The organism is Sediminicoccus sp. KRV36 (genome assembly GCF_023243115.1).
Classification (GTDB): Bacteria; Pseudomonadota; Alphaproteobacteria; order Acetobacterales; family Acetobacteraceae; genus Roseococcus.
This window is the reverse complement of record NZ_CP085081.1, coordinates 2,376,375-2,400,716: the sequence shown is the minus strand read 5'-3', so window position 1 is coordinate 2,400,716 and position 24,342 is coordinate 2,376,375. Positions and strand designations below refer to the sequence as shown.

Below are 24,342 nucleotides of genomic sequence, written 5' to 3'. Positions count from 1 at the left end.
TGGTTCCTCCGTTTTTTTGCTTCAATGCGAGTAAGGGTACAGCTTCCAATAGGCCTTGATCAGCCGCCAGCGATGCGCGAGGCCGTCCGGCTCAAACACCAGAAACAGGATGATGGCGGCACCGATCGCCATCTCCCGCAGGAAGTTGATGGAGTTGCCCAGGGCGAGTGCGGTATCAATCGCGCTGCCCTGCAAGGCCTGCGCCGCACTTTGCACCACCTCCGGCAGCAGGACCATGAAGGCCGCCCCCATCAGGCTGCCCATCACGGAGCCCAGGCCGCCGATGATCACCATCGCCAGGAACTGGATGGAAAACAGGATATTGAACGCCTCGACGCTGACGAACAGCAGGTAATGCGCGTAGAGCGCGCCCGCGATGCCGGCATAGAAGCTGGCAATGCCGAAGGAGAGCGTGCGGTAATAGGCGAGGTTGATGCCCATCAATTCCGCGCTGAGGTAATGGTCCCGCACGGCGATCAGCGCCCGCCCGTCGCGGCTTCGCATCAGATTGGCCGCACCCACGAACATCACGACCACCCAGAAGAGCACGACGTAGAAATACGTCTCCTCCCGGTCGAAGCGAAAGCCGAAGAGGCTGAACGGCTCGGTGATGCGCCCGGCCACACCGCCCGAGAACCACCGCGCGCGGGCGAAGAAATCCTCCAGGATAAATTGCGCGGCGAGGGTGGCGATGGCGAGGTAGAGCCCTTTCAGCCGCGCCGCCGGCAGGCCGAAGATCAGCCCCACAAAAGCGGTGGTGATGCCGGCCAGCGGAATGGCGAGTGCCACCGGCACCCCCTGCGCCACGAAGCCCGCGGAGGCAAAGGCGCCAAAGCCGAAAAACGCCGCATGGCCGATGCTGATCTGCCCAGTGAAGCCCACCAGGATATTCAGCCCCAGGGCCGCGATCCCCATGAAGCCGATCTGGATCAACAGCGAGAGTTCATACCGCCCGAACACCAGCGGCGCGCAGGCCAGCAGCAGCAACCCCAGCAGCATAGCCAGGCGCGAATTGCGCGTCGGGAAGATCGTCATATCCGCCGCGTAGCTGGTGCGGAAATCGCCGCAGGGGAGCATGGACATCAGACGCGCTCGATATTCTTGGTGCCGAACAGCCCATAGGGCTTGATCATCAGGATGATCACCAGCGCATAGAAGGGCGCGATATTGATCATGTTGCCCCAGTTGAGGAATTGGCTGTCCACGAATTGCGCCGAATTCTCCAGGAGACCCACGATGATCCCGCCCAGCATGGCGCCCACGATGGAATCCAAGCCACCCAGGATCACCGCCGGGAACACCTTGATCCCGTAGAAGCTCAGCCCCGAGGAAACGCCCGAAACCACCCCCACCACGACACCCGCCACGGCCGAGACCACCGCCGAAATCGCCCAGGACATGGCAAAGACCTTGGGTACCGAGACACCCAGCGATTGCGCCACCTGCTGGTCAAACGCCGTGGCGCGCATCGCCAGCCCATGCTTGCTGAAGGTGAAGAACCACCAGAAGCCCAGCATGATCACGCCCGAAAGCCCGAGCGAGAGCAGATAAACGCTCTGCATCTCCAGCCCGAAGATGGAGACGCGATCCACCGGGAAGATCGGCGGGAAGGGCTGCGCGAAGACGCCGAACATCCACTTCATCAGCGCCTGGAAGAAGATGGAAAGCCCCACCGTCGCCATGATGACGCTGATCACCGGCTCCCCGATCAGGGGCCGCAGCACCACCACCTGCAGGATGATGCCGAACAGCGTCATGAAAGCGAGTGCGATGGGAAAGCCGATATAGAAGGGCAATTGCCAATGGGTCAGCAGCCACCAGCAGGCCCAGGCGCCCACCAGCATGAATTCCCCTTGCGCGAAATTCACCACCTGGCTCGCCTTGTAGATCAGCACGAAGCTCATCGCGACAACGCCGTAGAGTGCGCCCACGATCAGCCCGTTCAGCAGCAGCTGGAACAGCAGGCCCCATTCCATCACGCGGCCGCCTTCATGCCCGGGCGCTGCACCGTGAGCGTCGTGCGGATGCGGCTTTGCGTGCCGTCCTGGAACTTGATCATGGTGTCCACGGGTATCTGCGCCTCGCCCTGATAGATCGCCTCGATGATGTCGCCGTATTTCTCGTTGATCACGCCGCGGCGCACCTTCCGGGTGCGCGTCAGCTCATCATCATCCGCGTCCAGCTCCTTGTAGAGCAGGATGAAATCGCGGATGCGCTGCGGCTCCGGCAGGGTCGCGTTCACGCGCTCCACCTCGCCGCGCAGCAATTCCAGCACCTGCGGGCGGGCCGCGAGGTCGGTATAGGTGGTGAAGGAAATCCGCTGCCGCTCGGCCCATTTGCTGACGATGGGAAAGCGGATGCAAAGCATGGCGGCCAGATGCGGCCGGCCATCGCCCAGCACCACGGCTTCGGCCACATAGGGGCTGAATTTCAGCTTGTTCTCGATGTATTGCGGGCTGAATCGTGTGCCGGTGCTGGTGGTCGCGATGTCCTTGATGCGGTCAATCACCACCAGGCGCTGGGCCTTGTCGAAATAGCCGGCATCGCCCGTGTGCAGCCAGCCTTCGCGCAGATCGGCCGCCTCGATCCCGCCGAAATAGCCCTGGAACATATTGGGGTGGCGAGTGACGATCTCGCCCACGCCATTCGCATCGGGCTGGTTCACCCGCAGCTCGATCTCGGGGCCGAAGGGCACGCCCACCGTCTCGAAATCCCCCCTGCCCGGCGCTTGCAGCGTATAGGCGCCGAGCAATTCCGTCTGGCCGTAGAGCTGCCGCAGCGGCACGCCGAGGGCCAGGAAAAACCGGAAAGTATCCGGCCCCAGCGCCGCACCGCCCGTGGCGGCCGAGGTCAGGTTGGAAAACCCCAGCCGGTCCCGCAACGCACGGAACAGCAACTGGTCCGCAACACCGCTGCGCGCGCCGCCATCCAGCGCAGCAAGGCCCATCTTCATCCCCGCCTCATAGAGCTTGCGCTTCAACGGGCTGGCATCCAGCACCTTCGCGCGCACATCGGCGGCGATCGCCTCCCAGGTACGGGGCGCGAAGAGGACGAAGCTCGGGCCGATCTCGCGGAAATCGGCCATCATCGTCTCGGGTTCCTCGACGAAATTGACCTTCATCCGCGCGATCAGATTCCAGCCCAGCGCGTAGATCTGCTCCATGATCCAGGGCAGCGGCAGCACGCTCACATATTCATCCGCCGGCCCCTTGGGGTCGGCCTTGAGATAGGCCTGGCAATGCCGGATCAGCGCGGCCCCCGAAAGCTGCGCCAGCTTGGGCAGCGCCGTGGTGCCGGAGGTGGTGCAGAGAATGGCAATCGCCGCGCCATCGCCGGCCTGCACGATCGCATCGTAATCGCTGGCCGGCCGCACAGCGCCGAGTGCGATCAGCGCCTCGGCACTGATCAGCCGCGCATCCTCCAGCTTGCGCATGCCGCGCGGGTCGGAAAACACGATATGCCGGAGCTTCGGCAGGCGTTCGCGGATGTTGAGCAGCTTGTCCACCTGCTCCTCATCTTCCGCGAAGACCACGGCCGCCTCGCTGAAGCCCAGCAGATAGGCGACCTCCTCCTCCAGCGCGTCCCGATAGACGCCCAGGCTGCGGCAGCCGAGCGCATGGGCTGCCACTTCGCCCATCACCCAATCGGGCCGGTTGTCGCCGATCAGCGCCACCACCTCGCCCGGCTTTACGCCGAGTGCGGCCAGGCCCATGGCGAAGCCGCGCACACGATCCTGGTACTGGCCCCAGGTGAACTCCCGCCAGATGCCCAGATGCTTCTCGCGCAGCGCGATCTCACGGCCATGTTGCGCCGCGTTATGGGCGAGGAGCTTCGGGAAGGTGTCCATCATGCGGGGATGGCTTCGTCCACTTCACCCAGATAGGCCTTCTTCACATGCGGATCGGCCAGCACCTCCGCCGCCGTGCCCGCCGCGATCCGCCGGCCGAAATCCAGCACCATCACGCGGTCACTGATATCCATCACGACACCCATATCGTGCTCGATCATCAAGACCGTCATGCCCCATTCCTGGTTCAGGTCGAGGATGAAGCGGGCCATGTCCTCCTTTTCTTCGAGGTTCATGCCCGCCATCGGCTCATCCAGCAGGATCAGCTTGGGCTTGAGCGCCACGGCACGGGCCAGTTCCACGCGCTTGCGCAAGCCGTAAGGCAGCGTGCCGGCCGGCGCCTTGCGGACATGCTGGATCTCCAGGAAATCAATGATCTCCTCGACATCGCGCCGATGCGCCAATTCCTCGGCCCTGGCACCCACGCCCCAATGGATCATGCCGCGCAGGAAACCCGATTTCAGCAGATGGTGGCGGCCCACCATGATGTTTTCCAGCACCGTCATGTGCCCGAACAGCGCCAAGTTCTGGAAGGTGCGCCCAATGCCCAGCCCCGCCCGCCGATTGGGCGGCAGGCGGGTGATCTCCTCCCCCGCGAAATGGATGCTGCCCTCATTCGGGCGGTAGCGGCCAGAGATGCAGTTCACCATCGAAGTCTTGCCCGCGCCATTCGGGCCGATGATGGAGAACACCTCGCCCTGGCAAACCTCGAAGGAGACATCGGTCAGCGCCCGCACGCCGCCAAAGCGCAAGGACACCCCGGATACCGATAGAATCGTTTCCTTGCTGCCTTGCGGCAAACCCGCCTCCCGGACGATTTCCTTAGGCGGGAGGCTAAGCGGGCGGCCGGGTCAGCGCAACGGGTTTACTTGCCGCCGCAATTCAATCGCCAGCGGCGGATCATCCGTCGCCAGCACATCCACCCCCAGGGTCAGCGCGCGGTGGATCGAATCGGCGTGATTGGCACCCCAGACCGAAAGCCGCAGCCCCGCCGCACGCAGCGCGGCCGCCAGAGCCGGGCTGGCCCCCTTCACATGCACGCCGATTTCGGAGGCACCCAAGGTCCGGCATTGCTGCACCGCCTCGGCCGGGGTCAGGCCGCGCAGGGTCGGGCCATCCACCAGCCAGACGATCTCCTCGAAACCGCCCAGGGCGGCGGCCTCGGCCACGCTTGGCGTCTCGAAGCTCATGAAGATGGTGCGGCCGCGCAGGCCCATGCCATCCAGCAGGGTCCCGCAGCGGCTGACCAGGCCCGGATAGGGCTGCTTCTGCGCATCCGCCTTGACCTCCAGCCGCAGGCGCTGGCCGGTGGGGCCGATCAGCGCGGCCACCTCGGCCAGGTGCGGCAGGCATTCGCCCCCCGTGCCCTTCACGCGCATCCGCTGCAACTCGCCCCAGGAATACTCGGCCACAGGGCCGGAGCCATCGGTCGTGCGATCCAGGGTCGCGTCATGGATGACGACGGGCTCGCCCTCCGCACTGGCATGGACATCGAACTCGATCTGCTCAGCCGGCCAGGCCAGGGCCTTGCGGAAAGCGAGCAGGCTGTTCTCGGGCCAGAGGAAGGCCCCACCGCGATGACTTGCGATTTCCGTGTTCTGCATGCGCAAGCTGTTCCAAGACTCTGCCCTTACGTCAAGCGGGGGCGCGCCCTCGAATGTGATGCAGCGCAGCATCGCGGCGCGTTGAGATGCAAAGGCTTTTCCCGAAACCCCAGGCCGAGCCTCAGCTCCAGAGTCCGCCGGCGACAGCCTCATTCATCTCACAGATGAATTGGAAATCCGGCGGGTCGGCCTCGCATTCGCGCAACACCGCATGGGCCAGCGATGCCACCTGCGAACGCAGCGGCGCCGGCAATTGATTGGCCGGGTCCACCACCAGCGAGAGCACGACATCCCACAGGCGGCGATTATCGCCCTTGGCGCGGGCGATGGCGGCGGCACTCTGCTCGGCCATGGCTTCGCGGATGCTGCGGTTGGCACGCACGAACACCTCAGCCTCCATCTGCCGGGGCGTGCGGCGCTGGCGATAGGCGGCGGCGGCGTCAGGGCGGGCGGCACTGGCGGGTTGCATGCGGACCTCAAGCGGGGGTGATGGGCGGGATGCGGGCGGCGTTTTGCCAGCCCGTAGGGTTCAGACGATCAGCGGAACAGGGACAGCAGGGCCTGCGGCGCCTGGTTGGCGATGGAGAGCGACTGCGTGCCCAGCTGCTGGCGAATCTGCAGCGCCTGGAGACGGGCACTCTCCTTGGCGAGGTCCGCATCCACCATGGCACCGAGGCCGCTTTCCATGGCGTCCATCTTCTGCCGGTTGGTGCTGAGCGCGCCGTCAACATCGCGCGAGTCGGCGCCGAACTTGCCCAGCGCATTGTTCACCGCGGCCTCCACCATGGCGAAGGTCTTGATGTTGGAGGCAGCGGAACCACCACCGAAATTGGTGTCATCCGCATAGGCCGCGATGGTATCCTGCAGGGGACCGGTGGCGCTCGCGTCACCATTGCCCAGCATGACGCGCGCCTGCTCGGCCGTCATCGCCGTGCCGCCATTGAACTGGAAGGCCGTCGGATTTTCGAAGACGCCGGCAACATCGCGGCCGCCGGTAGCGACGCGGGTGTCGAAGGTCAGCGTCGCGGCATCGAGGCCGGTGATGTTCAGCGTATTGCCACGCTCATTGCGCACCACCGCCGTGTCCACGGCCGTGCTCACATTGGACTTGTTGGAATCCTGCGAGCCCAGAAGGCTGCGGCCGTTATAGCTCGCATCGCCGAGCGCGCGGTTGGTCTGATTGACCAGGTTCTCGAAATCCTTCGTGTAGGTGGCGCGGTCCGAAGCGCTCACCGTATCGGAGGAGAGCTTGGTCAGCGTCTCGCGGATCTTGGTGAGCGCCTTCGAGGTCTCGCCGAGTGCCCCCATCGTCGTCTCAAGCAGGCCCTTGGTGGAGCCCAGCTGCTCATTCGCGGAGCTCAGGCCGGCGATGTCGCTGCGCACGCGCTGGGCCACGGCATAGGCCGCGCCATCATCCTTGGCATCGGAAACACGAAAGCCGGTGGAGATGCGCTTTTGCGTCGCCGCCATTTCATCATTGGTGCGGTTGAGCGCCTGCAGCGCCACCATCGCACCGATATTGGTCTGAACCGAATTCATCGTCATTGGGGCTTTTCCCGTTGCTCGAAAGGAGGCCAGGGGATCCGGCCTCCTTCATCACAATCGCAGGGAAAACCCAAGAAACGGTTAAGCGCGCGGGCTCAGATATCCGCGTAAATATGCGTCTCGGACTTGGCACCCGGCTGCGTCACGGCGCCATACCGCGCCGAGCCCACCGTCTGCGCGTATTTCCACAGCACGCCCGAGTTGAAGTTATGCGTGCGCGGCTTCCATTCGGCCCGGCGCCGGGCCAGTTCCTCATCGGAAAGCAGCACGTCAATCGTGCCCGCCTGGGCGTCAATCACGATCTTGTCGCCATTTTGCAGCAGGCCGATGGGGCCACCCACCGCCGCTTCCGGGCCCACATGGCCGATGCAGAAACCGCGCGTCGCACCCGAGAAGCGGCCATCGGTGATCAGCGCCACCTTGTCGCCCATCCCCTGGCCGTAGATGGCCGAGGTGGTGCTCAGCATCTCGCGCATGCCGGGCCCGCCCTTCGGGCCTTCGTAGCGGATGACGATGACATCGCCCGGCTTGTAGGCGCGCTGGTCCACGGCGGCGAAGGCATCCTCCTCGCAATCGAAGCACAGCGCCGTGCCCTCGAAGCGCAGCTTCTCCATCCCCGCGATCTTCACGATGCCACCATCGGGCGCGAGGTTGCCGAACAGGCTCACCACGCCGCCGATCTTGCTGATCGGGTTGGAGACGGGGTGGACCACATCCTGGTCCTTCGGAAACACCACATCGGCGTGGTTCTCAGCCAGCGTCTTGCCGGTGACGGTCATGCAATCGCCATGCAGCAGCCCGCCTTCCAGCAGCGCCTTGATGATGACGGGGATGCCGCCGATGTTGAACACATCCAGCGCCACATATTTGCCGCCCGGCTTGAGGTCGGCGATGTGCGGCGTATCGCGCATCAGCCGGGCCACTTCCTCCAGGGGGAAATCAATGCCGCATTCATTGGCGATCGCCGGCAGATGCAGCGCCGCATTGGTGGAACCGCCCGTCGCACCCACGATGCGCGCCGCATTCTCCAGCGCCTTGCGGGTCACGATATCACGCGGGCGCAGCTGCTTGCGGATGAGGTCCACCACCGCGAAGCCGGACTTATAGGCGTATTCGTCGCGCTCGGTATCGGGTGCCGGCGCACCGGCCGAATAGGGCAGAGCAAGGCCGATCACCTCGGAAATGCAGGCCATGGTGTTGGCCGTGAACTGGCCGCCGCAGGCGCCCGCACCGGGGCAGGCATGCTCCTCCAGCTCCTTCAATTCCTCATCGGACATGTTGCCCGCCGCGTGCTGGCCGACGGCCTCGAACACGTCCAGCACCGTGACATCGCGGCCGCGATGGCGGCCCGGCATGATGGAGCCGCCATAGAGGAACACGCTGGGCACGTTCAGCCGCAGCATCACCATCATCATGCCCGGCAGCGTCTTGTCGCAGCCGGCCACACCCACCAGCGCGTCATAGCAATGGCCGCGCATCGTCAGCTCGACCGAATCCGCGATGACCTCACGGCTGACCAGGGAGGATTTCATCCCCTGATGGCCCATCGCGATGCCGTCCGTCACGGTGATGGTGGTGAACTCCCGCGGGGCGCCACCGGCCGCGGCCACGCCGCGCTTGGCGGCCTGCGCCTGGCGCGAAAGGGCGATGTTGCAGGGGGCCGCCTCATTCCAGCAGGAGGCCACACCCACCAGCGGGCTCTCGATTTCCTCACGCGTCATGCCCATCGCGAAATAGTAGCTGCGATGCGGCGCGCGCTCAGGGCCGACCGTCACATGGCGGCTCGGCAGCTTGGATTTATCCCACTTGGTCATCGGCGTTTCCCTTGGTCTCTCGAACTTGATCCGCTGAGGTGGCGTCATCTCAGCAATGGCTGGGCTGCGGGCCGCGCTGGCATCAGCGCGGCCCGCGATCCGGGTCAGTTTGCGATGCGGCCGAGTGCGGCGTCCAGCCGGGCGATTTCGGCCGTGAAATTCTCAAGCCGCTCGCGGTTTTCCTCGATCACCTCTTCCTTGGCCTTGGCCATGAATTCGGCATTGCCGAATTTCTTCTCGATCTTGGTGATTTCCAGCGCCGCCACGCCGCGCGCCTTCATCAGGCGGGCGCGTTCGGCGCCGAGGTCAATCACATCGGCCAGTGGCAGCATGAGCGTCGCCTCGCCCACCACGGCCTGCACCACGCCGGCAGGTGCGGTGCCCTCCAGCGTCTCGATCTCGGTCACGCGGGCCAAGCGCTGGATCGCATCGATCCAGCGGCCCGCCCGTGCCATGGTCTCGGGCGCCGCACCCTGCACCAGCAGCTTGGTCTTGATGGAGGGCGGCACATTCACTTCGGCGCGCACCGCGCGCACCTCGCTGATCAGGCGCACCACGCCATCCAGCTCGGCCCGCGCCGCCTCGGCCTCACGCACCGGGGTTGCTTCCGGCCAGGCCGCGCGGATCAGGCTCGCTTCGCCGCCATAGCCAAGCTGCGTCCAGAGCTCCTCCGTCACGAAGGGCATGACGGGATGCAGCAGCCGCAGGATCACGCCCAGCACATGCTGCGCGGCACCCCTCACCTCATCCTTTTCCGCCCCATCCGGGCCGTAGAGCACGGGCTTGGCGAATTCCACGAACCAGTCGCAGAAGCTGTTCCAGGTGAAGCGATAAAGGGCGGCCGCGTAGTCATCGAAGCGGAAGGCATCGAGTGCGGCCCCCGCCTCGGCCGTGGCCGCATTGGCGCCGTCCAGGATCCAGCGCGCCAGCGGCGTGGTCGCCGTCGCGGGGTCCCAGCCGGGCTGCGCCACGATGCCGTTCATCTCGCAGAAGCGCGCGGCGTTCCACAGCTTGGTGGCGAAGGCGCGATAGCCCTCCATGCGCGACTTGGAGAGCTTGATATCCCGCCCCGGCGAAGCCAACGCGCACAGGGTAAAGCGCACCGCATCCGCGCCATTCGCGTCGATCAACTCGAGCGGGTCGAGGACATTGCCCTTCGACTTGCTCATCTTCGCCCCCTTCTCGTCCCGCACCAGGCCGTGGATGACCACGTGGCGGAAAGGAACCTCGCCCATGAAATGGATGCCCATCATCATCATCCGGGCGACCCAGAAGAAGATGATGTCAAAGCCCGTGACGAGCACATCCGTCGGGTAGTGCTTGGCCAGTTCGGCTGTGTTCTCCGGCCAGCCCAGGGTGGAGAAGGGCCAGAGCGCAGAGCTGAACCAGGTGTCCAGCACATCCTCATCGCGCGTCAGTTCCACATCGCGGCCGAATTGCGCGCGTGCCGCCGCCATGGCCGCAGCCTCGTCGCGTTCGACGAAAAGGCTGCCTTCCGGCCCATACCAGCAGGGAATGCGATGCCCCCACCAAAGCTGGCGCGAGATGCACCAGGGCTGGATGTCGCGCATCCAGGCGAAGAAGGTGTTCTCCCACTGCTTGGGCACGAATTCGGTCTTGCCGGTTTCCACCACCGCGATGGCGGGCTTGGCCAGCGTCGCGGCATCGCAATACCATTGTAGCGTCAGCCGCGGCTCGATCGGCACACCTGAGCGGTCGCCATGCGGGACCATGTTGGTGTGCGGCTCGGCCTTCACCAGCAATTCCAGGCGTTCCAGCTCGGCCAGGATGGCCTTGCGCGCCACGAAGCGGTCCTGCCCGGCCAGGCCGCGCACGAAATCCGGGTCGGCCACGCCCTCCACCGCGCGCAGATCGCCCGCGATCTCGTCCAGCCAGATGCGCGCCTCGGCATCCAGCACGGAGGGCATGGGCAGGTCATGCCGGCGGCCCACGCCGTAATCATTGAAGTCATGCGCGGGGGTGATCTTCACGGCCCCCGTGCCCTTCTCCGGGTCGCTGTAGTCATCGGCCACGATGGGGATCAGCCGCCCGGTCAGCGGCAGCACCGCCCGCTGGCCCACGAGGTCGGCGAAGCGCGCATCCTCGGGATGCACGGCAATCGCCGTATCGCCCAGCATGGTCTCAGGCCGCGTGGTCGCGACCTCGATGAAGCGGCCAGGCTGGCCCTCCACCGGATAGCGCAGCGTCCAGATATGGCCCTTCTGCTCCCGGCTCTCGACTTCGAGGTCACTGATCGCGGTCTGGAACACGGGGTCCCAGTTCACCAGCCGCGTGTCGCGATAGATCAGCCCTTCCTTGTGCAGCCGAACGAACACCTCGATGACGGCCTTGGAGAGCCCCTCATCCATGGTGAAGCGCTCACGCGGCCAATCCAGGCTGGCGCCAAGGCGGCGCAATTGCCGGGTGATGGTGCCCCCGCTCTCGGCCTTCCAGTCCCAGATGCGTTTGAGGAAGGCCTCGCGCCCCATCCCCTTGCGGGTCTGGCCCTCGGTGCCGATCAGGCGTTCCACCACCATCTGCGTGGCGATGCCGGCATGGTCCGTGCCCGGCATCCAGAGCGCATCGCGCCCCTGCATGCGGCGGTAGCGCACCAGAACATCCTGCAAGGTGTTGTTCAGCGCGTGGCCGATATGCAGGCTGCCCGTCACATTGGGCGGCGGGATGACGATGGTGAAAGGGGCCGCATTGCGCGCGGGGTCCGCGCTGAACGCGCCGGAAGCTTCGGAAGCGGCGTAAAGCCGGGCTTCCAGGGAGGCGGGGTCGAAGGCCTTGTCGAGCATGGGAAACAGGTCCACCGCGCGGCGCGGAACGTCAAGCCCCGCTGGCGCGGATCAGCCCCCCACAGCGGGCGTTTTCGCCTGGGGCCGCCTCAGCCCTGGCGGGCCATCACGCGTTCGATCTCTGCGCGCACCATCCGCTCGACCGTGGCGGGCAGATGCGCGTCGAGCCAGGCCTTCAGCATGGGGCGCAACTCCTCACGCACCACATCCTCGATGCTGGGGCCGTTGCGGGAGACGCTGGAGCTGCGCTCCTGCGCCACGGCGCGGGTCAATTGTCCCAGCGCCGCAACGGCGGCGGCGGCGGCTGTAGGGTCCACCAGGGCGGCGGAGGGAGCCGGCAATTCGGACGACATGGGCTTTGGCTCCGGCGATGCAGGCGGGGGGGGCGCAGGCGGAGGGGACGCAGGCTGGGGGGGCGCAACCTGGGCGGCCTTGGCCGGTGGCGGCTGGGGCGCCGGCGAGATCTGCATGATGTTGGTGGGCACGCGGACCGGCGCAGGCGCGCTCTCCGGCGGCGCGATCATCATCTCGGGCGTCAGCTGGATGGCTTCCACCGGCGCCGGGGCGGGGGGGCGCGGCGGCGGCGGCGGCGCGACGGCGGGCTCATCCTCGTTCAGGATCTTCCGGATGGACGCCAGGATGTCGTCCATGGAGGGGTCGGCGCCAGCCGGGGGGACTTGGTCTGCCATGGATCAGCGACGCGTCGCGACGCTGGAATAGTCGCCCATGCCCGCCCATCGGTTGCGCACCGCCTGATAATAGGCCGTCGCGTCATAGATCTCGACCGCGAGGCCGAGATCCTGCGCCGTCAACCGCCCGATCGAGCCCGCCAGCGAGTAGGAGCCGGTGACCACCGCGGCCAGCGCATTCACCAGGTTGGTGCGCGCATTCAGCAATTCCTGCTCGGCGTTCAGCACGTCCAGCGTGGTGCGGCTGCCAACGATGGCCTCGCGCTGCACGCCATCCAGCGCGATTTCCTGCGCGCGGATCTGCACCCGCACGCTGGTCACGGCGGCCCGGGCGCTGACCAGCGTCTCCCAGGATTGCGCCGCGGCCTGGGCCGCCGCGCGCCGCGCCTCATCCACCTGGGAGAGGTTCTGCTGCGCCGTCTGCCGCGCCTGCCGGATGGAGGCGTATTCCGCCCCGCCCTGATAGAGCGGCGCCGAGAGGTTCAGCGTCACCTGCCCGCCATTCTGGCGCGTGTGCGGAGCCAGGTTGTTGTCGTTCCGGAAAGCCTGCGCATTGCCGGAGACCTGCGGCATGAGCGCCGAGGCCTGGACATCGATATTGTCCCGCGCGGCGGCGGCGTTGAACAGCGCCGCGACCACATTGGGGTTGTTGGAGGCCGCGGTGGCCTGGGCCTCGGCGCCGCTGCGCACGGCGGCCTGCAGCGGCTGCGGATTGGTCAGCCGGCGCGGCGCCTCGCCGACCACACGCTCGAAGGTGGCGCGGGCGATCTGCAGATTGCCATCGGCCTGGGTGCGCGAGGTGCGGGCGCCCGCCAGCCGACTTTCCGCCTGCGCGACATCGGTGCGGGTGATTTCACCGACGCGGAAGCGTTCATTGGTGGCTTGCAGCTGGCGCGCCAGCACCTGCTCATTGTTGATGTTCAGCCGCAGCAATTCGCCATTCTGGATCACGCCGATATAGGCGGCGATCGCATCGCCCAGCACCTGCTGCTCGGTCGCCAGCAGGCGGGCGCGCTGCGCCAGCACCAGATTCTCGGCCTGGCGGGTCTGCGCGGTGGTGCGCCCGCCGCGATAGATCGGCTGGGTCAGGGTGACACTTGCCGTGGCGGGCGTGCGCTCCTGGCGGATGGTGGTGGACTGCGGGAAGGCGGGGTCGCGCCAGAAGAAGCTGCCATCGGCACGGAATTGCTGCGTCTGGCTGCGCGTGCGCACATCGGCCGCGCCATAGCTGCCGGCCATCACCACGGTGGGGCGCCAGCCGGCCAGGGCCTGCGGCACGCCTTCATCCACGCCGCGCAACTGGGCGCGCGCCGCGAGCAGCGTCGGGTTGTTGTTGTAGGCCTGCGCCAGGGCCTCCTGGAGCGTCTGGGACCGCGCCGGGCCCGCCGACCATGCCATGGTCGCCACGGCTGTCAGAAGTGCTGCCTTCATGCCCAGATGCATCCGTCCGATATCCTCTCTGCCACACCCTGCGAGTATAGAGGCCATGCGGCCCATTGCGCCACAAGTCACAAAATGAAATCCGGCGGGGTGATGAAGCCGGGCAGGAGCGGGCCGGCCGCGTCCAGCCCTTGCAGCGTGCTGACGGCCCCACCCGCCCGGCGGTACAGCACCGCGCGGCCAACCCGGCCTGCCTCGCGCCGGATCGTCACCAGGCGCCCGCCTTCACCCAATTGGGAAAACAGGGCGGCGGGAATGGTTTCCACGGCACCCTCGATCAGGATCAGCCGGAAGGGCGCGCCCGCCGGGGCGCCCAGGCCGGGCTCGCCCTGTTCGATGTCGGGCCGATTCGCCTCCAGCGCGAAATCCAGCGCGTGGCGCGCGGCGGCAACCAGGCCGGGCTCGGCCTCGATTCCCAGCACCTTCAGCCCCATGCGCGCCAGCACAGCCGCGCCGTAGCCAGTGCCCGAGGCCAGCACCAGGGCGCGTTCGCCCGGCTGCGGCAGCGCCATCTGCAACAGGCGCGCCAGCACCATGGGCGCCAGCAGCGCGCGCCCGCCGCCCAGCGGCACGGCTTCATCGGCATAGGCCCGGTGGCGCATCGCGGCCGGCAGGAAGACCTCCCGCGGGAGATCATCCATCGCGGCCAGCAGCAGCGGATCGGTCACGCCATTGGGCGCCAGTTGCCCATCCCGCATGAAGCGGCGGGCCCGGGCGAAATCCACATCCAATGCGAGCATCCATCTTCTCCAGGCCGGCCTTGTCGGGGCTTTATAGGCCGCCCCTCCCCCGCCGGAAAGCTTGCGCCTTGACCCCGGCGCCATGCGGCCCGATACAGCCCCGCATCAGGGTCCGGTGGCCGAGTGGTCAGGCACAGGTCTGCAAAACCTGCTACGGCGGTTCAATTCCGCCCCGGACCTCCAATTTCCCACAGTCCGCTGTCCAGCCACCATGCGTCGGGGGTGGCCGCTTTCGCAACTATCCAGGCGGCGCGAAGCGGTGACGCGTCCCGACCGGCCCCAAATCCGGCTCGCGCCGGATCAACCGGCCATCGCCATCATCCGCGCCTGCGTCCCTGGCATGGGCTTCAGGCGGGTTCGTCCGGCCAGCGGCAACGTGATCGCCGGCCGGGATGCCGCCCAGCCGGCGCGGTCAATGATGCATTTGCCTCTTGCGCCGGGGGGGTCGCATCTGCGCCTGAGTGTGCCGGAGCCTGGGAGTGCCGGAGCCTGAACCTATCCAACACCCTGGCGCCAGAACCACGTAACCGATCCCGCGCCCGCGCCGAACGGACCCCATGAGGAGACCCGCCATGTCGGCCACTGCCCGTCCCATCCCCAGGCGCCCGGCCAGCTATGACAAGAAGGTGGCGCTCGTGCTGCAAGGGGGCGGCGCGCTCGGCAGCTATCAGGGCGGCGTCTATGAGACATTGGCCGAAAGCGAATACCTGCCCGACTGGGTGGCCGGCATTTCCATCGGCGCCATCAACGCCGCCATCATCGCCGGCAATGCACCCGAACATCGCGTGGAGCGGCTGCGCCTGTTCTGGGAGACGATCACCGCCCCGCCCGCAGCCTGGACGGATTGGCTGGAAACCTCGATGGCCGCCTGGGGTGACCACCGCCCCGCCGCGGCCCTGCGCGCGCTGATGCTGGGCCAGCCCGGCTTCTTCCGGCCCCGCCCGCCCGCCTATTGGCTGTTCGGCGAAAGCCGCGTCAGCTTCTATGACACGGCGGCGCTGCGCGGCACGCTGGAAGCCCTGGTGGATTTCGACCGCATCAATGCGCGCCAGATGCGCCTCAGCATCGGGGCGGTGAATATCCGCACCGGCGACATGGCCTATTTCGACAATGCCGAGACCAGGATCCGGCCCGAGCACGTCATGGCCAGCGGCGCGCTGCCGCCCGGCTTCCCGGCCATCGAGATTGACGGCGAGATGTATTGGGATGGCGGCCTCGTCTCCAACACGCCGCTGCAATATGTGGTGGAGAAGCTTCCCCGCCGCTCGCGCCTCAGTTTCCAGGTGGATGTGTTCCCGGCGCGCGGCGCGCTGCCCACCACCATCGAGGAGGTGCAGGAACGCGACAAGGATATCCGCTACAGCAGCCGCACCCGCGCCGCGACGGATATGCTGGCGCGCTCGCATGACCTGCGGCACAACATCAACACGCTGTGGGACAAGCTGCCCGATGCGCTGCGGGACACGCCGGAGGGCCGGTTTCTCTACAATTTCGGCTGCGTGACGACGATGGATATCGTCCAGCTCATTCATCGCAGCGACGCCGCACAAGGCCAGACCAAGGATTACGAGTTCAGCCGCGCCACCATGCAACGCCGCTGGGCACAAGGCATGGCCGATGCGCGGCGCACGCTGGAGGCTTCCCCCTGGCTGGCGCCGATGCCGGCGGAACTCGGCGCGCGCACCTTCGATGTGGGGGCGGCAGGCAGCGCCACCCCCAAGCCACCTGGCTGATCCGACAGGAGACGACCCATGCCCCCGCCCCTGATGGTGCAATTCCGCGCCGGCGATGCCGGCCCATGGCGGATCGAGCGGATGCTGCCCGTGACGGGCGCGGCGCTGCCGGCCGCCACGCATCTGGCCATCCTGGAGGGCACGGCCCCGCCGCCGCCAGGTGCTGCCGCCTGGTCGCTGCGCGGCAGCACCGGAAACCTGCGCTACACGCATCGCAGCGAGGCCGATTCGCTCGCCGCCCGCCAGGCCGGCCTGGGCCGTCCGGCCGCCCGCTGCGCCGCGTTGATTCCCATCCGCAAGAACGCGGCCTGGTGGTCCCTCGCGCAGGATGAGCGGCGCGCCATCCTGGAGGAAGAATCGCAGCACATCGCGATCGGCATGGAATACCTGCCCGCCATCTCCCGCCGCCTGCACCACAGCCGCGAATTGGGCGAGCCCTTTGATTTCATCACCTGGTTCGAATACGCGCCGGAGCATGCCGCGGCCTTCGACGAGATGCTCCGCCGGCTGCGCGCCAAGCCCGAATGGGGCTTCGTGGAACGCGAGGTGGATCTGCGCCTGCGGCGGCTGGATTGAGGGGCGGTTGCACTCCCCCCGATGCCCTGCTAGAGCCTGCCGCCCATGGTGATCCGGCGTGGCGCAGCGGTAGCGCAGTAGACTGTTAATCTATTGGTCGTAGGTTCGAATCCTACCGCCGGAGCCATCAACCCAAATATTTTCAAATAAAATCAATAGGTTGCGTATTTTTGACGCTGCGGCCCCCTTGGCGGCCCCTCTCATGAACGTTTGCTTGCTCACTTTCGGTTAGGAGGTGGCCCCCGCTCCCGTGGCTTGCGCCTCTTGGGGTGCAGTCGAGCGTCTCGGCATTCATCGGCGTGAAGGGGTGCCGCTTGTCAGCTTAGACGGCGGCGCCACCAGGGCAGCCTTGAGGGGCTGGCGCGCCTGCGGCGCCGCCGTCGGCGGAGCCTGACACCAAGGGCAGAGGGAGTGCCCGGTCACTTCCCGCCCCGCTGCGCGGCCTTGCGCGCTGGCAGGCATCCCGCCCCCCGGGGCACCCCCAAACCCTCGCCCATGATCCCTCATCTGTCGCCGCGACTATCCGCGACGGCCGCATGCTGCTGGCCGGGCATGATGGGCTTGGGGATGAGGTAGTTTCGCATGAGGTGTCTCCGTTTGAGCGTGGCTGACAGGAGGCACCCTGCACTCGCGGGAGACGGTGATGTGGGTCGAAACCCTAGGGGGCGGAAAATAGCCGTGTCCCAGGTTTTAGGCGGCCTCCGCGCCCCAATCTCGCCGGCGCATAGGCTACTGGTCCCCGCTCGGCCAGATTACGAAGGGCGGCACCTCTGGCTTGGGTATCCGGGCGGGGTGGTGAGGCTGTATAACGCCGGGTACCCAGGGGTCCTTCACCCCCTGCTGCGCCTCCACCTCATCATGCGTGCGGAAGAAGCGGTTGCGCGTGTCAGGGCAAGCCGAGGGCCGTCTCTCGATCTGCGCGTCATCGCGACGAAGCTTGTTCCGGCGACCCTCCGTTCCGTTCGAGAGGGAGGTTCGCGTGGCCTCCCGCGCTAGAATAGCCGCGGCAAGAGCGCGCGGCTTCGCGCCAGGCTTTTTGATGAGCTGGTCGAAGAAAGCACCCTCCCTCTCGACGGCCATGAGGCCGGCGGCTTGCCGCGCGCTAAGCCCCATTTTCTGCAGATTTCGCCACACTCGGCGGCTGTCGCAGCCCTCGACGATCCGGCGAAGGGTCTTCATATCCACCCGCTTCGCCTTTGCCATTGCCCTTGCTTGATTGCCTACCTGCAGCCTCCAGCGGGCTCGCCACGTAAGTGGGGCCCTGTACTTCTTCGGCTTGGACGAGGCCGCAGGCGGCTCGCCCTCCACGGCCGCTGTCTCCTGCCCCTCAGCGGGCTCGTGGAGGGCGGCGGCGGTTGTCCTGGTGGTCATGGGTTGGCTTTCTGCTGGTGTCAGGATCAGGCGACGGCGTGAACGCGGAGCGGCGTTGCTTCTTCGACCGCGCGCCCCTCGCAGAAGGCCGCCCATGCGTCCATCAGGCGGGCGCGGCGGGCGAGCAGGTCGGTACGCGCATAGGCTCGTTCCGTCCGGCTCCCCGTTGCGTGGGCGAGCGCAGCTTTGGCCAATTCGCGCGGATGACCCTGATCGCCGCACCAGTCGCGGAAGGTGCTGCGGAAGCCGTGCGGCGTGATGCGCTGGCCCGCATCGTCGCGCCAGCCGGCGCCCCCTGCCTTCGAGCGGGCATCGTCCATGCGCTTCACCACGGCCAGGATGCTCATATCTGAGTAGACGCCCCCGTCGCGGTTCGGGAAGGTGACGGCCTCGGGCTTGGGTGGGTCGCCTGCGGGCAGCATCGCCCGGAGCAGCGCCAAAGCCGGGGCGGAGAGCGGAACCCGGTGCGCCTCGCCCGCCTTCATTCGCCCGGCCGGGATCGTCCATATCGCGCCGGCCAGGTCAAACTCGCCCCAGATCGCGCCGCGCGCCTCGCCGCTCCGAACGGCGGTGAGAATGCAAAGCTCCAGGCAGCGGGCGGCGTTGCCGTTCTCGTCGCGCAACTCTGCGAGGAAGGTGGGCACCTCGGCCCACGACAGGGCGGGATGGTGGCGGTTGCGGACGACGCTGGAAGGCTTCGCCAGCAGCGGCTTCAGCCCGCCGCGCCATGCGGCCGGGTTCTCGCCGCTGCGCCAGCCGGCCCCCTTCGCCCAATCCAAGATGGCTTCCATCCTGGCCCGGACGCGCTGCGCCATGATTGGCTTCGTGTTCCAGATCGGTTGCAGCACAGCCAGCACGTCTGACACGCGAATATCCCGCACGGGCTTGGGGAGCAGAGATGAGGCGTGGCGCTCCATGTCCACCCGAGCGGCGGTGCGCGTCTTTTCAGATCGCCATGCGGCCCCGTGGGCTTCGATGTAGGCGGTAAGGGCCGCGTCGAAGGTCTGCACAATCGCGGCCTTGGCGGCGCCTTCTTTGTCGCGCCGCTGGGCGAGTGGGTCGGCGCCCCCCTTCACTTCCTCCACCACCTTCTTCGCGGCGGCGCGTGCCTTTGCGAGTGAGACGGCAGGATAGGCGCCGTGCCCAATCTCGCGGACCTTCCCGGCGACGGTGATGCGCTGGACCCATTGCTTGCGCTTATCGTCATCTCCCTCCCCGCCGCCCCCCTCGACGGGGGCGCGCTTTGCGCTGTCGCGGACCAGCAGCGAGAGGCCGGAGCCATCCCCAACGGAATAGCGCCCAACGGTGCGCGAGCAGCTTTTCAATTCACGGTCGGTGATCATGGTCATCCTCTCTGGCCCCCTTGCTGGCCCCCCTGGCCCCCTTGAGCTTCGATGAGATACCATGAGGCAGCGAGAGCCGTCATTAGTCCTCAACTCGGCGTTTTACCTGGGTTTCAGAAAGATCCTGGAGACGCGGTGAAACACTCAGAGACGACAATATGGCTCATACCGCCGGAGCCATTTTTCCCTTCCATTCAGTTGCGTAGCAATGTCCCGCCAAACGGTGGGCGCAGAGACGTGATTGCCCTGCACCCAGCGCAGGGCCACAGCGCCAGGAAACGCTTCGCAAAACCGCATCCCCGGGGTTAAAGCCGCGCATGGACAACAACACGGCAACCCGGCCCTATAGCCCCCTGAAGGGCGACGCCTATCGCGCCCTGGAGGAGCTGCCGCCCGAGGTGCGCCGCGCGCTGCATGAAGCCCTGGTGGATTGGTGCCCGCTGCGGGCGCGCGAATGGCACCAGCACCTGCTGCGCACCCAGCGGCTCAAGCCCGCCAAGGCGGCGAAGATGCTGGTCCGCACGATCCGCAAGATGGACCATGCCGAGGTGGCCGCCTTCGCCAGGGGCTGGCCCAAGGGCGCCAAGGGTTATCCCCATGTCGCCGCCGGCGCCACGCTCCAGCGCTATGCCGGGCCGGACGGCATCCCCGAGGCCTGAAGCCCGGGGGCTTCACCCAACGCCCTCAGGCCAGACGGCCACTCCCCTGCGGCGCCAGCCAGGCGAGGTCACCCGCGCAGAATACCGCCACGAGTTCGCCCTCATGCGTCGTCACGGCCAGGTCACCCCGCAGGCCCGGCGCGATCCGGCCGCGATCCTTGAGGCCCAGCGCATCGGCCGGGTTGCTGGAAACCAGCGCCCAGCTTGCAGCCAGATCCAGCACGCAGCGCCCCGCCAGGCGGAAGGGCGCGGCCAGCAGGGCGGGCCAGTGATAGTCACTCGCCAGCACGGTCACCAGGCCGCGTTCGGCCAGGGGGGCCGCGCTGGCCCAGCCCAGATGGCTGCCGCCGCGCACCACATTGGGCGCGCCCATCACCACCGCCTCGCCCGCCGCGCGCGCATCGGCCGCGACGTCCTCGGCCATCGGGAATTCGCAGATGCTGGCGCCGAGCGCGCGGAACAGCACGCGGTCCGCCAGGGTCGCGTCATCATGGCTCAGCATCGGGATGCCGGCGGCGCGCGCGGCCGTGGCCATGCGGGCGCGCAAGGCCGGCACCTGGGCCCGCCCGCCGAAGGCGGCATCGGCCAGGGCCACCAGCTCAGCCTCGCTCACCCCCGCCCTGCCCGCGTATTTCCCAAGTTCCTTGGGGTTGGCAAGCTTCTTCACGATGCTGGGCGTGTGGTCGTTGAAGCCCAGCAGATGCACCTGGCCCGCCGCCATCGCGGCCAGCGCCGCCGGCTCGGCCGCGAAGTTGTCCGCCTCGAAGCGCAGATGCACGCGCAACTCGGGCCCGGCCGGCGGCGTGCGCAGCGCCTCCAGCATGGCCAGGAAGGCCGGCAGCGAGCGCAAGCCCGGCTCCCAGGAGAGCGTCACCCCCAGATAGGCCGTGGTGATGCCGGCGGCGAGGCATTGCCGGGCCGCGTCCCGCAACGCGAAATCGGGCGGGAAATCCACATTGGGGCGCGGTTGCAGCGCGCGCTCATGCGCATCGCCATGGATATCCACGATGCCGGGCAGCACCAGCAGCCCCGATGCGTCGAATTGCCGCACCGCATCGGCCTGCTCGGCGATGCGGCCGCCGGCCAGCGCCACGGCGCCCGCCTGCAACCGGCCATCGCGCAGCACGCAGCCGCCGGAGAGCTTCCAGGACGGCGGAATCTTCGGGGACATGCTCAGGACTCCACCACCAGTTGCGTGCGCCCCGCGGCATAGCGGGTCAGCGTGGCATCCACGGGCTTGCCGGCACCATCCACATTCACCGCCTCACTCACCAGCACGGGGCGGCTGCGCGATTGCTGCAGCAGCTCGGCCTCCTCAGCGCTGGGCATGCGGGCCGTGATGCGCGTCACGCGCCGGCGGTAATCGGGCACGCCGCAGGCGGCCAGCGCATGCGTGATGGAGGAATTCTCCCGCAGCAGCCCGATGATCCCGCTGAAACGCGTGGCGGGAAAATGGTGCGAGCCGATGGCCACGGGCCGGCCATCGGCCATGGCGATCCGCTCGGCCAGGATCACCATCCGCCCGCGGCGCAATTCCAGCAGCTCGGCGATGCGCGGCTCGGCGGGAATTTCCACGAGACGCAGCAGGCGGCCCGCGGGCTCGCGATTCTGCGCGCGAATGATCTCGCTGAAGCGCGTGCGGGGGCCCAGCGGATAGTCCAGCACATCCTCGGCCACGAAGCTGCCGCGCCCCTGCTCGACCCGCACGACGCCGCGCGACTCCAGCTCCTCCATGGCGCGGCGGATGGTGTGGCGATTGACGCGGAAGCGCTGCGCCAGCTCCGCCTCGGTCGGCAGGCGCTGGCCTGGCGCATGGAGCCCCTCCCGGATCGCGGCCTCAAGCGTCGCGCCGATCTGGCGCCAGAGCGCGATTCCCGCGCCGCGATCCAGCGGCGTGTCCTGGAACGTCATGGAAGTTTCAACCAAGCCGAGGCTCCGAAGTGGCATTTACGGCTTGACCATACCCGGTCGGATGTTTAGCTGTCTAGACAAATGATCATCGCCGAAACCCTGGACCGCCCCGCCTGGATGGCCGTTCTGGCCCGCGCCGAAGCCGCCGAGATCGAGGCCCTGCTGGCCACGGCGCCGCCCCTGCCCGCCCATCGCGTCGTGCGCGGCCCCGAGATCGGCCTGACCATGCTGCGCGGCCGCGCCGGCGGCGACGGCGCGGCCTTCAACCTGGGCGAGGCCACCATCACCCGCTGCACGGTCAGCCTGGAGGGCGGCACGCTCGGCCATTGCTGGCGCCTGGGGCGGGACCGCCGCGCCGCTGAATTGGCCGCCCTGCTCGATGCCTGCCTGCAACAGCCCGAATGGCGCGCCCGGCTCCTCGCCACGGTCATCGCGCCCCTGCGGGAGCGGCAGCAGGCGCAGGCCGAACTCACGGCGCGGCGCGCCGCCGCCACCGAAGTCCGCTTCGCCACCCTGGCCACCATGCGATGAGGAACGCCCGATGAAGCCCGGCTTCGTGGATGCCGTGTTCGGCGCGCAGGAATGCTTCGCGGCGCTGATGAACGCGATGGCGCGCCCCGGCCGCATCCAGCGCTGCGCCGTCCTGGATGACCTGCCCGCCGGGCTGGAGCCGGCCGCCGCCGCCGCACTCCTCGCCCTGGCCGATGCCGAAACGCCCGTCTGGACGGATGCCGAGGGCGAGGCGCTGGAATGGCTGGCCTTCCACACCGGCGCGGCCTTCGTGGCCACGCCGGATGAGGCGCAATTCCTGCTGGCGACCCGCGGCATGCCCGCACTTGCGACACTCAATCCCGGCCGCGATGAAACCCCGCAGGACAGTGCGACGCTGATCCTGCAGGTGCCCGGCCTCCAGGCGGATGCGGGCTGGCGGCTGACGGGCCCCGGCATCGCGCAGGAACACTGGCTGTCCGTGTCCGGCCTGCCCGCGGATTTCCTCGCCCAATGGGCCGCGAATGGTGCGCAATTCCCCTGCGGCGTGGACCTCGTGCTGGCTGCGGGCCCCTGCCTCGCGGCACTGCCGCGCACCACGCGAATCACGGAGCAAGGCTGATGTATGTCGCGGTCAAGGGTGGCGAAGCGGCGATCGAGGCCGCGCATGCCTGGCTGGCCGAGCGCCGGCGCGGGGATGAAGCGCTCCCCGCCCTCACGCCCGCGCAGATCGAGCAGCAGCTCGGCCTCGCCGTGGATCGCGTGATGGCGGAGGGCAGCTGCCATGATCGCGGCCTCGCGGCGCTGGCGATCCAGCAGGCGCGGGGCGATCTGATCGAGGCGGCCTTCCTGCTGCGCGCCTATCGCAACACCCTCTCGCGCTTTGCCGCCTGCGAGCCGGTGGATACGGGGGCCATGCGCGTGCAGCGCCGCATCAGCGCCACCTACAAGGATCTGCCCGGCGGCCAGGTGCTTGGCCCCACCTTCGACTACACGCATCGCCTGCTGGATTTCGCCATGGCGGCGGAAGCATCCGGGGGCGGCCACGCCCCCCAGGAGGCCGAGGCAGCGCAGGCCACCATGCCGCGCGTGACGGAGCTCCTGGCGCGCGAGGGCCTGATGGCGCGCGATGCGCCGGATGACGGCACGCCGCCGCCCGATTTGACGCGCGAGCCCCTGCCCTTCCCCACGCCGCGCGCCTTGCGCCTGCAATCGCTCGCGCGCGGTGATGAGGGGTTTCTGCTCGGCCTCGGCTATTCCACCCAGCGCGGCTATGGCAACGCGCATCCCTTCGTGGCCGAACTGCGCATGGGCGAAGTGGAGGTGATGCTGGCACCCGCCGAACTCGGCTTCGCCATCAGCATTGGCGACATCACCGTGACCGAATGCCAGATGGTCAATCAATTCGCCGGCAGCGCCGCCGCACCACCGCAATTCACCCGCGGCTATGGCCTGGCCATGGGCCATGGCGAGCGCCGCGCCATGGCCATGGCCCTGGTGGACCGCGCCCTGATGGCGCGCGAACTCGGCGAGGATGTGACCGCCCCCGCGCAGGATGCCGAATTCGTCCTGCTGCATGCCGATAATGTGGAAGCCACCGGCTTCGTCGAGCATCTGAAGCTACCGCATCACGTGGATTTCCAGAGCGAGCTGGAAAAGCTGCGCAGCATTCGCGCGCGTTGGGATGAACAGCAATGAACATCATGCCGCCACGCAATGCGCCCAATCCCCCCGATGCGACGGCGGGCGTAGCCCCGAACCCCGCATCGGCCGGGCCGGA

At 67.7% G+C, this 24,342-nt stretch carries 22 protein-coding genes and 2 tRNA genes; 8 read left to right on the top strand and 16 right to left on the bottom strand.

Annotated features, from left to right (window positions below; all coding sequences use genetic code 11):
• Positions 1–21 precede the first annotated feature (21 nt).
• The 12 genes from LHU95_RS11170 to LHU95_RS11110 all read right to left on the bottom strand — a co-directional run bounded on the left by LHU95_RS11170 (position 22) and on the right by LHU95_RS11110 (position 14,480).
• On the bottom strand, positions 22–1,083 hold the full coding sequence (locus LHU95_RS11170) for a branched-chain amino acid ABC transporter permease (protein WP_248711434.1): 1,062 nt from the start codon (positions 1,081–1,083) through the stop codon (positions 22–24).
• On the bottom strand, positions 1,083–1,976 hold the full coding sequence (locus LHU95_RS11165) for a branched-chain amino acid ABC transporter permease (RefSeq protein ID WP_248711543.1): 894 nt from the start codon (positions 1,974–1,976) through the stop codon (positions 1,083–1,085). Before LHU95_RS11165 ends, LHU95_RS11170 begins: the two co-directional genes overlap by 1 nt.
• Entirely contained in the window at positions 1,976–3,850 is a 1,875-nt protein-coding gene (locus LHU95_RS11160; protein ID WP_248711433.1) for an AMP-binding protein, read from the bottom strand. Before LHU95_RS11160 ends, LHU95_RS11165 begins: the two co-directional genes overlap by 1 nt.
• Positions 3,847–4,647 carry an ABC transporter ATP-binding protein gene (locus tag LHU95_RS11155; protein WP_248711432.1) on the bottom strand — a complete coding sequence of 267 codons (801 nt, stop codon included), beginning with the start codon at positions 4,645–4,647 and terminating at the stop codon, positions 3,847–3,849. Before LHU95_RS11155 ends, LHU95_RS11160 begins: the two co-directional genes overlap by 4 nt.
• 51 nt (positions 4,648–4,698) lie before the next feature.
• Complete coding sequence (locus LHU95_RS11150) at positions 4,699–5,451, bottom strand: glycerophosphodiester phosphodiesterase family protein (RefSeq protein WP_248711431.1); 753 nt, start codon at positions 5,449–5,451, stop codon at positions 4,699–4,701.
• Positions 5,452–5,572: 121 nt separating this feature from the next.
• Entirely contained in the window at positions 5,573–5,920 is a 348-nt protein-coding gene (locus LHU95_RS11145; RefSeq protein WP_248711430.1) for a flagellar biosynthesis regulator FlaF, read from the bottom strand.
• A 68-nt stretch (positions 5,921–5,988) separates the two neighbouring features.
• Positions 5,989–6,996: a flagellin gene (locus LHU95_RS23370; protein ID WP_283094303.1), complete on the bottom strand. Its 1,008-nt coding sequence runs from the start codon at positions 6,994–6,996 to the stop codon at positions 5,989–5,991.
• Between the two features lie 95 nt (positions 6,997–7,091).
• On the bottom strand, positions 7,092–8,810 hold the full coding sequence (gene ilvD, locus LHU95_RS11130) for a dihydroxy-acid dehydratase (RefSeq protein ID WP_248711429.1): 1,719 nt from the start codon (positions 8,808–8,810) through the stop codon (positions 7,092–7,094).
• Between the two features lie 104 nt (positions 8,811–8,914).
• A complete protein-coding gene (locus tag LHU95_RS11125) occupies positions 8,915–11,611 on the bottom strand; it encodes a valine--tRNA ligase (protein ID WP_248711428.1) in 2,697 nt (898 codons plus the stop codon).
• An 89-nt stretch (positions 11,612–11,700) separates the two neighbouring features.
• A complete protein-coding gene (locus tag LHU95_RS11120; RefSeq protein ID WP_248711427.1) occupies positions 11,701–12,261 on the bottom strand; it encodes a DUF2497 domain-containing protein in 561 nt (186 codons plus the stop codon).
• A 42-nt stretch (positions 12,262–12,303) separates the two neighbouring features.
• On the bottom strand, positions 12,304–13,743 hold the full coding sequence (locus LHU95_RS11115) for a TolC family outer membrane protein (RefSeq protein ID WP_248711426.1): 1,440 nt from the start codon (positions 13,741–13,743) through the stop codon (positions 12,304–12,306).
• Positions 13,744–13,808: 65 nt separating this feature from the next.
• Entirely contained in the window at positions 13,809–14,480 is a 672-nt protein-coding gene (locus LHU95_RS11110) for a protein-L-isoaspartate O-methyltransferase (protein ID WP_248711425.1), read from the bottom strand.
• A 109-nt stretch (positions 14,481–14,589) separates the two neighbouring features.
• Between LHU95_RS11110 and LHU95_RS11105 the strand changes: the two genes are divergently transcribed.
• The 4 genes from LHU95_RS11105 to LHU95_RS11090 all read left to right on the top strand — a co-directional run bounded on the left by LHU95_RS11105 (position 14,590) and on the right by LHU95_RS11090 (position 16,916).
• Positions 14,590–14,663, top strand: a tRNA-Cys gene (locus LHU95_RS11105).
• A gap of 389 nt (positions 14,664–15,052) precedes the next feature.
• Entirely contained in the window at positions 15,053–16,213 is a 1,161-nt protein-coding gene (locus LHU95_RS11100; RefSeq protein ID WP_248711424.1) for a DUF3734 domain-containing protein, read from the top strand.
• 18 nt (positions 16,214–16,231) lie between these two features.
• Positions 16,232–16,789, top strand: a complete 558-nt coding sequence (locus LHU95_RS11095; RefSeq protein ID WP_248711423.1) for a chlorite dismutase family protein — start codon at positions 16,232–16,234, stop codon at positions 16,787–16,789.
• A gap of 52 nt (positions 16,790–16,841) precedes the next feature.
• Positions 16,842–16,916 (top strand) — tRNA-Asn (locus LHU95_RS11090).
• A 602-nt stretch (positions 16,917–17,518) separates the two neighbouring features.
• Here LHU95_RS11090 and LHU95_RS11085 read toward each other — a convergent pair.
• Positions 17,519–18,160: a hypothetical protein gene (locus tag LHU95_RS11085; RefSeq protein ID WP_248711422.1), complete on the bottom strand. Its 642-nt coding sequence runs from the start codon at positions 18,158–18,160 to the stop codon at positions 17,519–17,521.
• A 26-nt stretch (positions 18,161–18,186) separates the two neighbouring features.
• Positions 18,187–19,509 (bottom strand): site-specific integrase, encoded by a 1,323-nt coding sequence (locus LHU95_RS11080; RefSeq protein ID WP_248711421.1) that lies wholly within the window; start codon positions 19,507–19,509, stop codon positions 18,187–18,189.
• 311 nt (positions 19,510–19,820) lie between these two features.
• Between LHU95_RS11080 and LHU95_RS11075 the strand changes: the two genes are divergently transcribed.
• Positions 19,821–20,162 (top strand): DUF6525 family protein, encoded by a 342-nt coding sequence (locus LHU95_RS11075; RefSeq protein WP_248711420.1) that lies wholly within the window; start codon positions 19,821–19,823, stop codon positions 20,160–20,162.
• A 25-nt stretch (positions 20,163–20,187) separates the two neighbouring features.
• Here LHU95_RS11075 and LHU95_RS11070 read toward each other — a convergent pair whose 3' ends face one another.
• Together LHU95_RS11070 and phnF are read right to left on the bottom strand one after the other, a co-directional pair.
• The gene (locus tag LHU95_RS11070; protein WP_248711419.1) at positions 20,188–21,333 is read right to left on the bottom strand and encodes an alpha-D-ribose 1-methylphosphonate 5-triphosphate diphosphatase; all 1,146 of its coding nucleotides are present in this window, start codon (positions 21,331–21,333) and stop codon (positions 20,188–20,190) included.
• A 2-nt stretch (positions 21,334–21,335) separates the two neighbouring features.
• Positions 21,336–22,073 (bottom strand): phosphonate metabolism transcriptional regulator PhnF, encoded by a 738-nt coding sequence (phnF, locus tag LHU95_RS11065; protein ID WP_248711418.1) that lies wholly within the window; start codon positions 22,071–22,073, stop codon positions 21,336–21,338.
• A gap of 81 nt (positions 22,074–22,154) precedes the next feature.
• Between phnF and phnG the strand changes: the two genes are divergently transcribed.
• From phnG to LHU95_RS11050, 3 genes are read left to right on the top strand one after another with little or no spacing between them, the layout of a single operon-like run.
• Positions 22,155–22,604 carry a phosphonate C-P lyase system protein PhnG gene (phnG, locus tag LHU95_RS11060; RefSeq protein ID WP_248711417.1) on the top strand — a complete coding sequence of 150 codons (450 nt, stop codon included), beginning with the start codon at positions 22,155–22,157 and terminating at the stop codon, positions 22,602–22,604.
• 10 nt (positions 22,605–22,614) lie between these two features.
• Positions 22,615–23,184, top strand: a complete 570-nt coding sequence (gene phnH / locus LHU95_RS11055) for a phosphonate C-P lyase system protein PhnH (protein ID WP_248711416.1) — start codon at positions 22,615–22,617, stop codon at positions 23,182–23,184.
• Positions 23,184–24,260 (top strand): carbon-phosphorus lyase complex subunit PhnI, encoded by a 1,077-nt coding sequence (locus LHU95_RS11050; protein WP_248711415.1) that lies wholly within the window; start codon positions 23,184–23,186, stop codon positions 24,258–24,260. Before phnH ends, LHU95_RS11050 begins: the two co-directional genes overlap by 1 nt.
• The last annotated feature ends 82 nt before the right edge of the window (positions 24,261–24,342 follow it).

Excerpts from the sequence above, each read along its gene's own strand:
- LHU95_RS11170 (WP_248711434.1), bottom strand. The coding sequence starts at position 1,083 with ATGTCCATGCTCCCCTGCGGCGATTTCCGCACCAGCTACGCGGCGGAT.
- LHU95_RS11165 (WP_248711543.1), bottom strand. The coding sequence starts at position 1,976 with ATGGAATGGGGCCTGCTGTTCCAGCTGCTGCTGAACGGGCTGATCGTG.
- LHU95_RS11160 (WP_248711433.1), bottom strand. The coding sequence starts at position 3,850 with ATGATGGACACCTTCCCGAAGCTCCTCGCCCATAACGCGGCGCAACAT.
- LHU95_RS11150 (WP_248711431.1), bottom strand. The coding sequence starts at position 5,451 with ATGCAGAACACGGAAATCGCAAGTCATCGCGGTGGGGCCTTCCTCTGG.
- LHU95_RS11145 (WP_248711430.1), bottom strand. The coding sequence starts at position 5,920 with ATGCAACCCGCCAGTGCCGCCCGCCCTGACGCCGCCGCCGCCTATCGC.
- LHU95_RS23370 (WP_283094303.1), bottom strand. The coding sequence starts at position 6,996 with ATGACGATGAATTCGGTTCAGACCAATATCGGTGCGATGGTGGCGCTG.
- ilvD (WP_248711429.1), bottom strand. The coding sequence starts at position 8,810 with ATGACCAAGTGGGATAAATCCAAGCTGCCGAGCCGCCATGTGACGGTC.
- LHU95_RS11125 (WP_248711428.1), bottom strand. The coding sequence starts at position 11,611 with ATGCTCGACAAGGCCTTCGACCCCGCCTCCCTGGAAGCCCGGCTTTAC.
- LHU95_RS11120 (WP_248711427.1), bottom strand. The coding sequence starts at position 12,261 with ATGGACGACATCCTGGCGTCCATCCGGAAGATCCTGAACGAGGATGAG.
- LHU95_RS11115 (WP_248711426.1), bottom strand. The coding sequence starts at position 13,743 with ATGCATCTGGGCATGAAGGCAGCACTTCTGACAGCCGTGGCGACCATG.
- LHU95_RS11110 (WP_248711425.1), bottom strand. The coding sequence starts at position 14,480 with ATGCTCGCATTGGATGTGGATTTCGCCCGGGCCCGCCGCTTCATGCGG.
- LHU95_RS11100 (WP_248711424.1), top strand. The coding sequence starts at position 15,053 with ATGTCGGCCACTGCCCGTCCCATCCCCAGGCGCCCGGCCAGCTATGAC.
- LHU95_RS11095 (WP_248711423.1), top strand. The coding sequence starts at position 16,232 with ATGCCCCCGCCCCTGATGGTGCAATTCCGCGCCGGCGATGCCGGCCCA.
- LHU95_RS11085 (WP_248711422.1), bottom strand. The coding sequence starts at position 18,160 with ATGACCACCAGGACAACCGCCGCCGCCCTCCACGAGCCCGCTGAGGGG.
- LHU95_RS11080 (WP_248711421.1), bottom strand. The coding sequence starts at position 19,509 with ATGACCATGATCACCGACCGTGAATTGAAAAGCTGCTCGCGCACCGTT.
- LHU95_RS11075 (WP_248711420.1), top strand. The coding sequence starts at position 19,821 with ATGGACAACAACACGGCAACCCGGCCCTATAGCCCCCTGAAGGGCGAC.
- LHU95_RS11070 (WP_248711419.1), bottom strand. The coding sequence starts at position 21,333 with ATGTCCCCGAAGATTCCGCCGTCCTGGAAGCTCTCCGGCGGCTGCGTG.
- phnF (WP_248711418.1), bottom strand. The coding sequence starts at position 22,073 with ATGACGTTCCAGGACACGCCGCTGGATCGCGGCGCGGGAATCGCGCTC.
- phnG (WP_248711417.1), top strand. The coding sequence starts at position 22,155 with ATGATCATCGCCGAAACCCTGGACCGCCCCGCCTGGATGGCCGTTCTG.
- phnH (WP_248711416.1), top strand. The coding sequence starts at position 22,615 with ATGAAGCCCGGCTTCGTGGATGCCGTGTTCGGCGCGCAGGAATGCTTC.
- LHU95_RS11050 (WP_248711415.1), top strand. The coding sequence starts at position 23,184 with ATGTATGTCGCGGTCAAGGGTGGCGAAGCGGCGATCGAGGCCGCGCAT.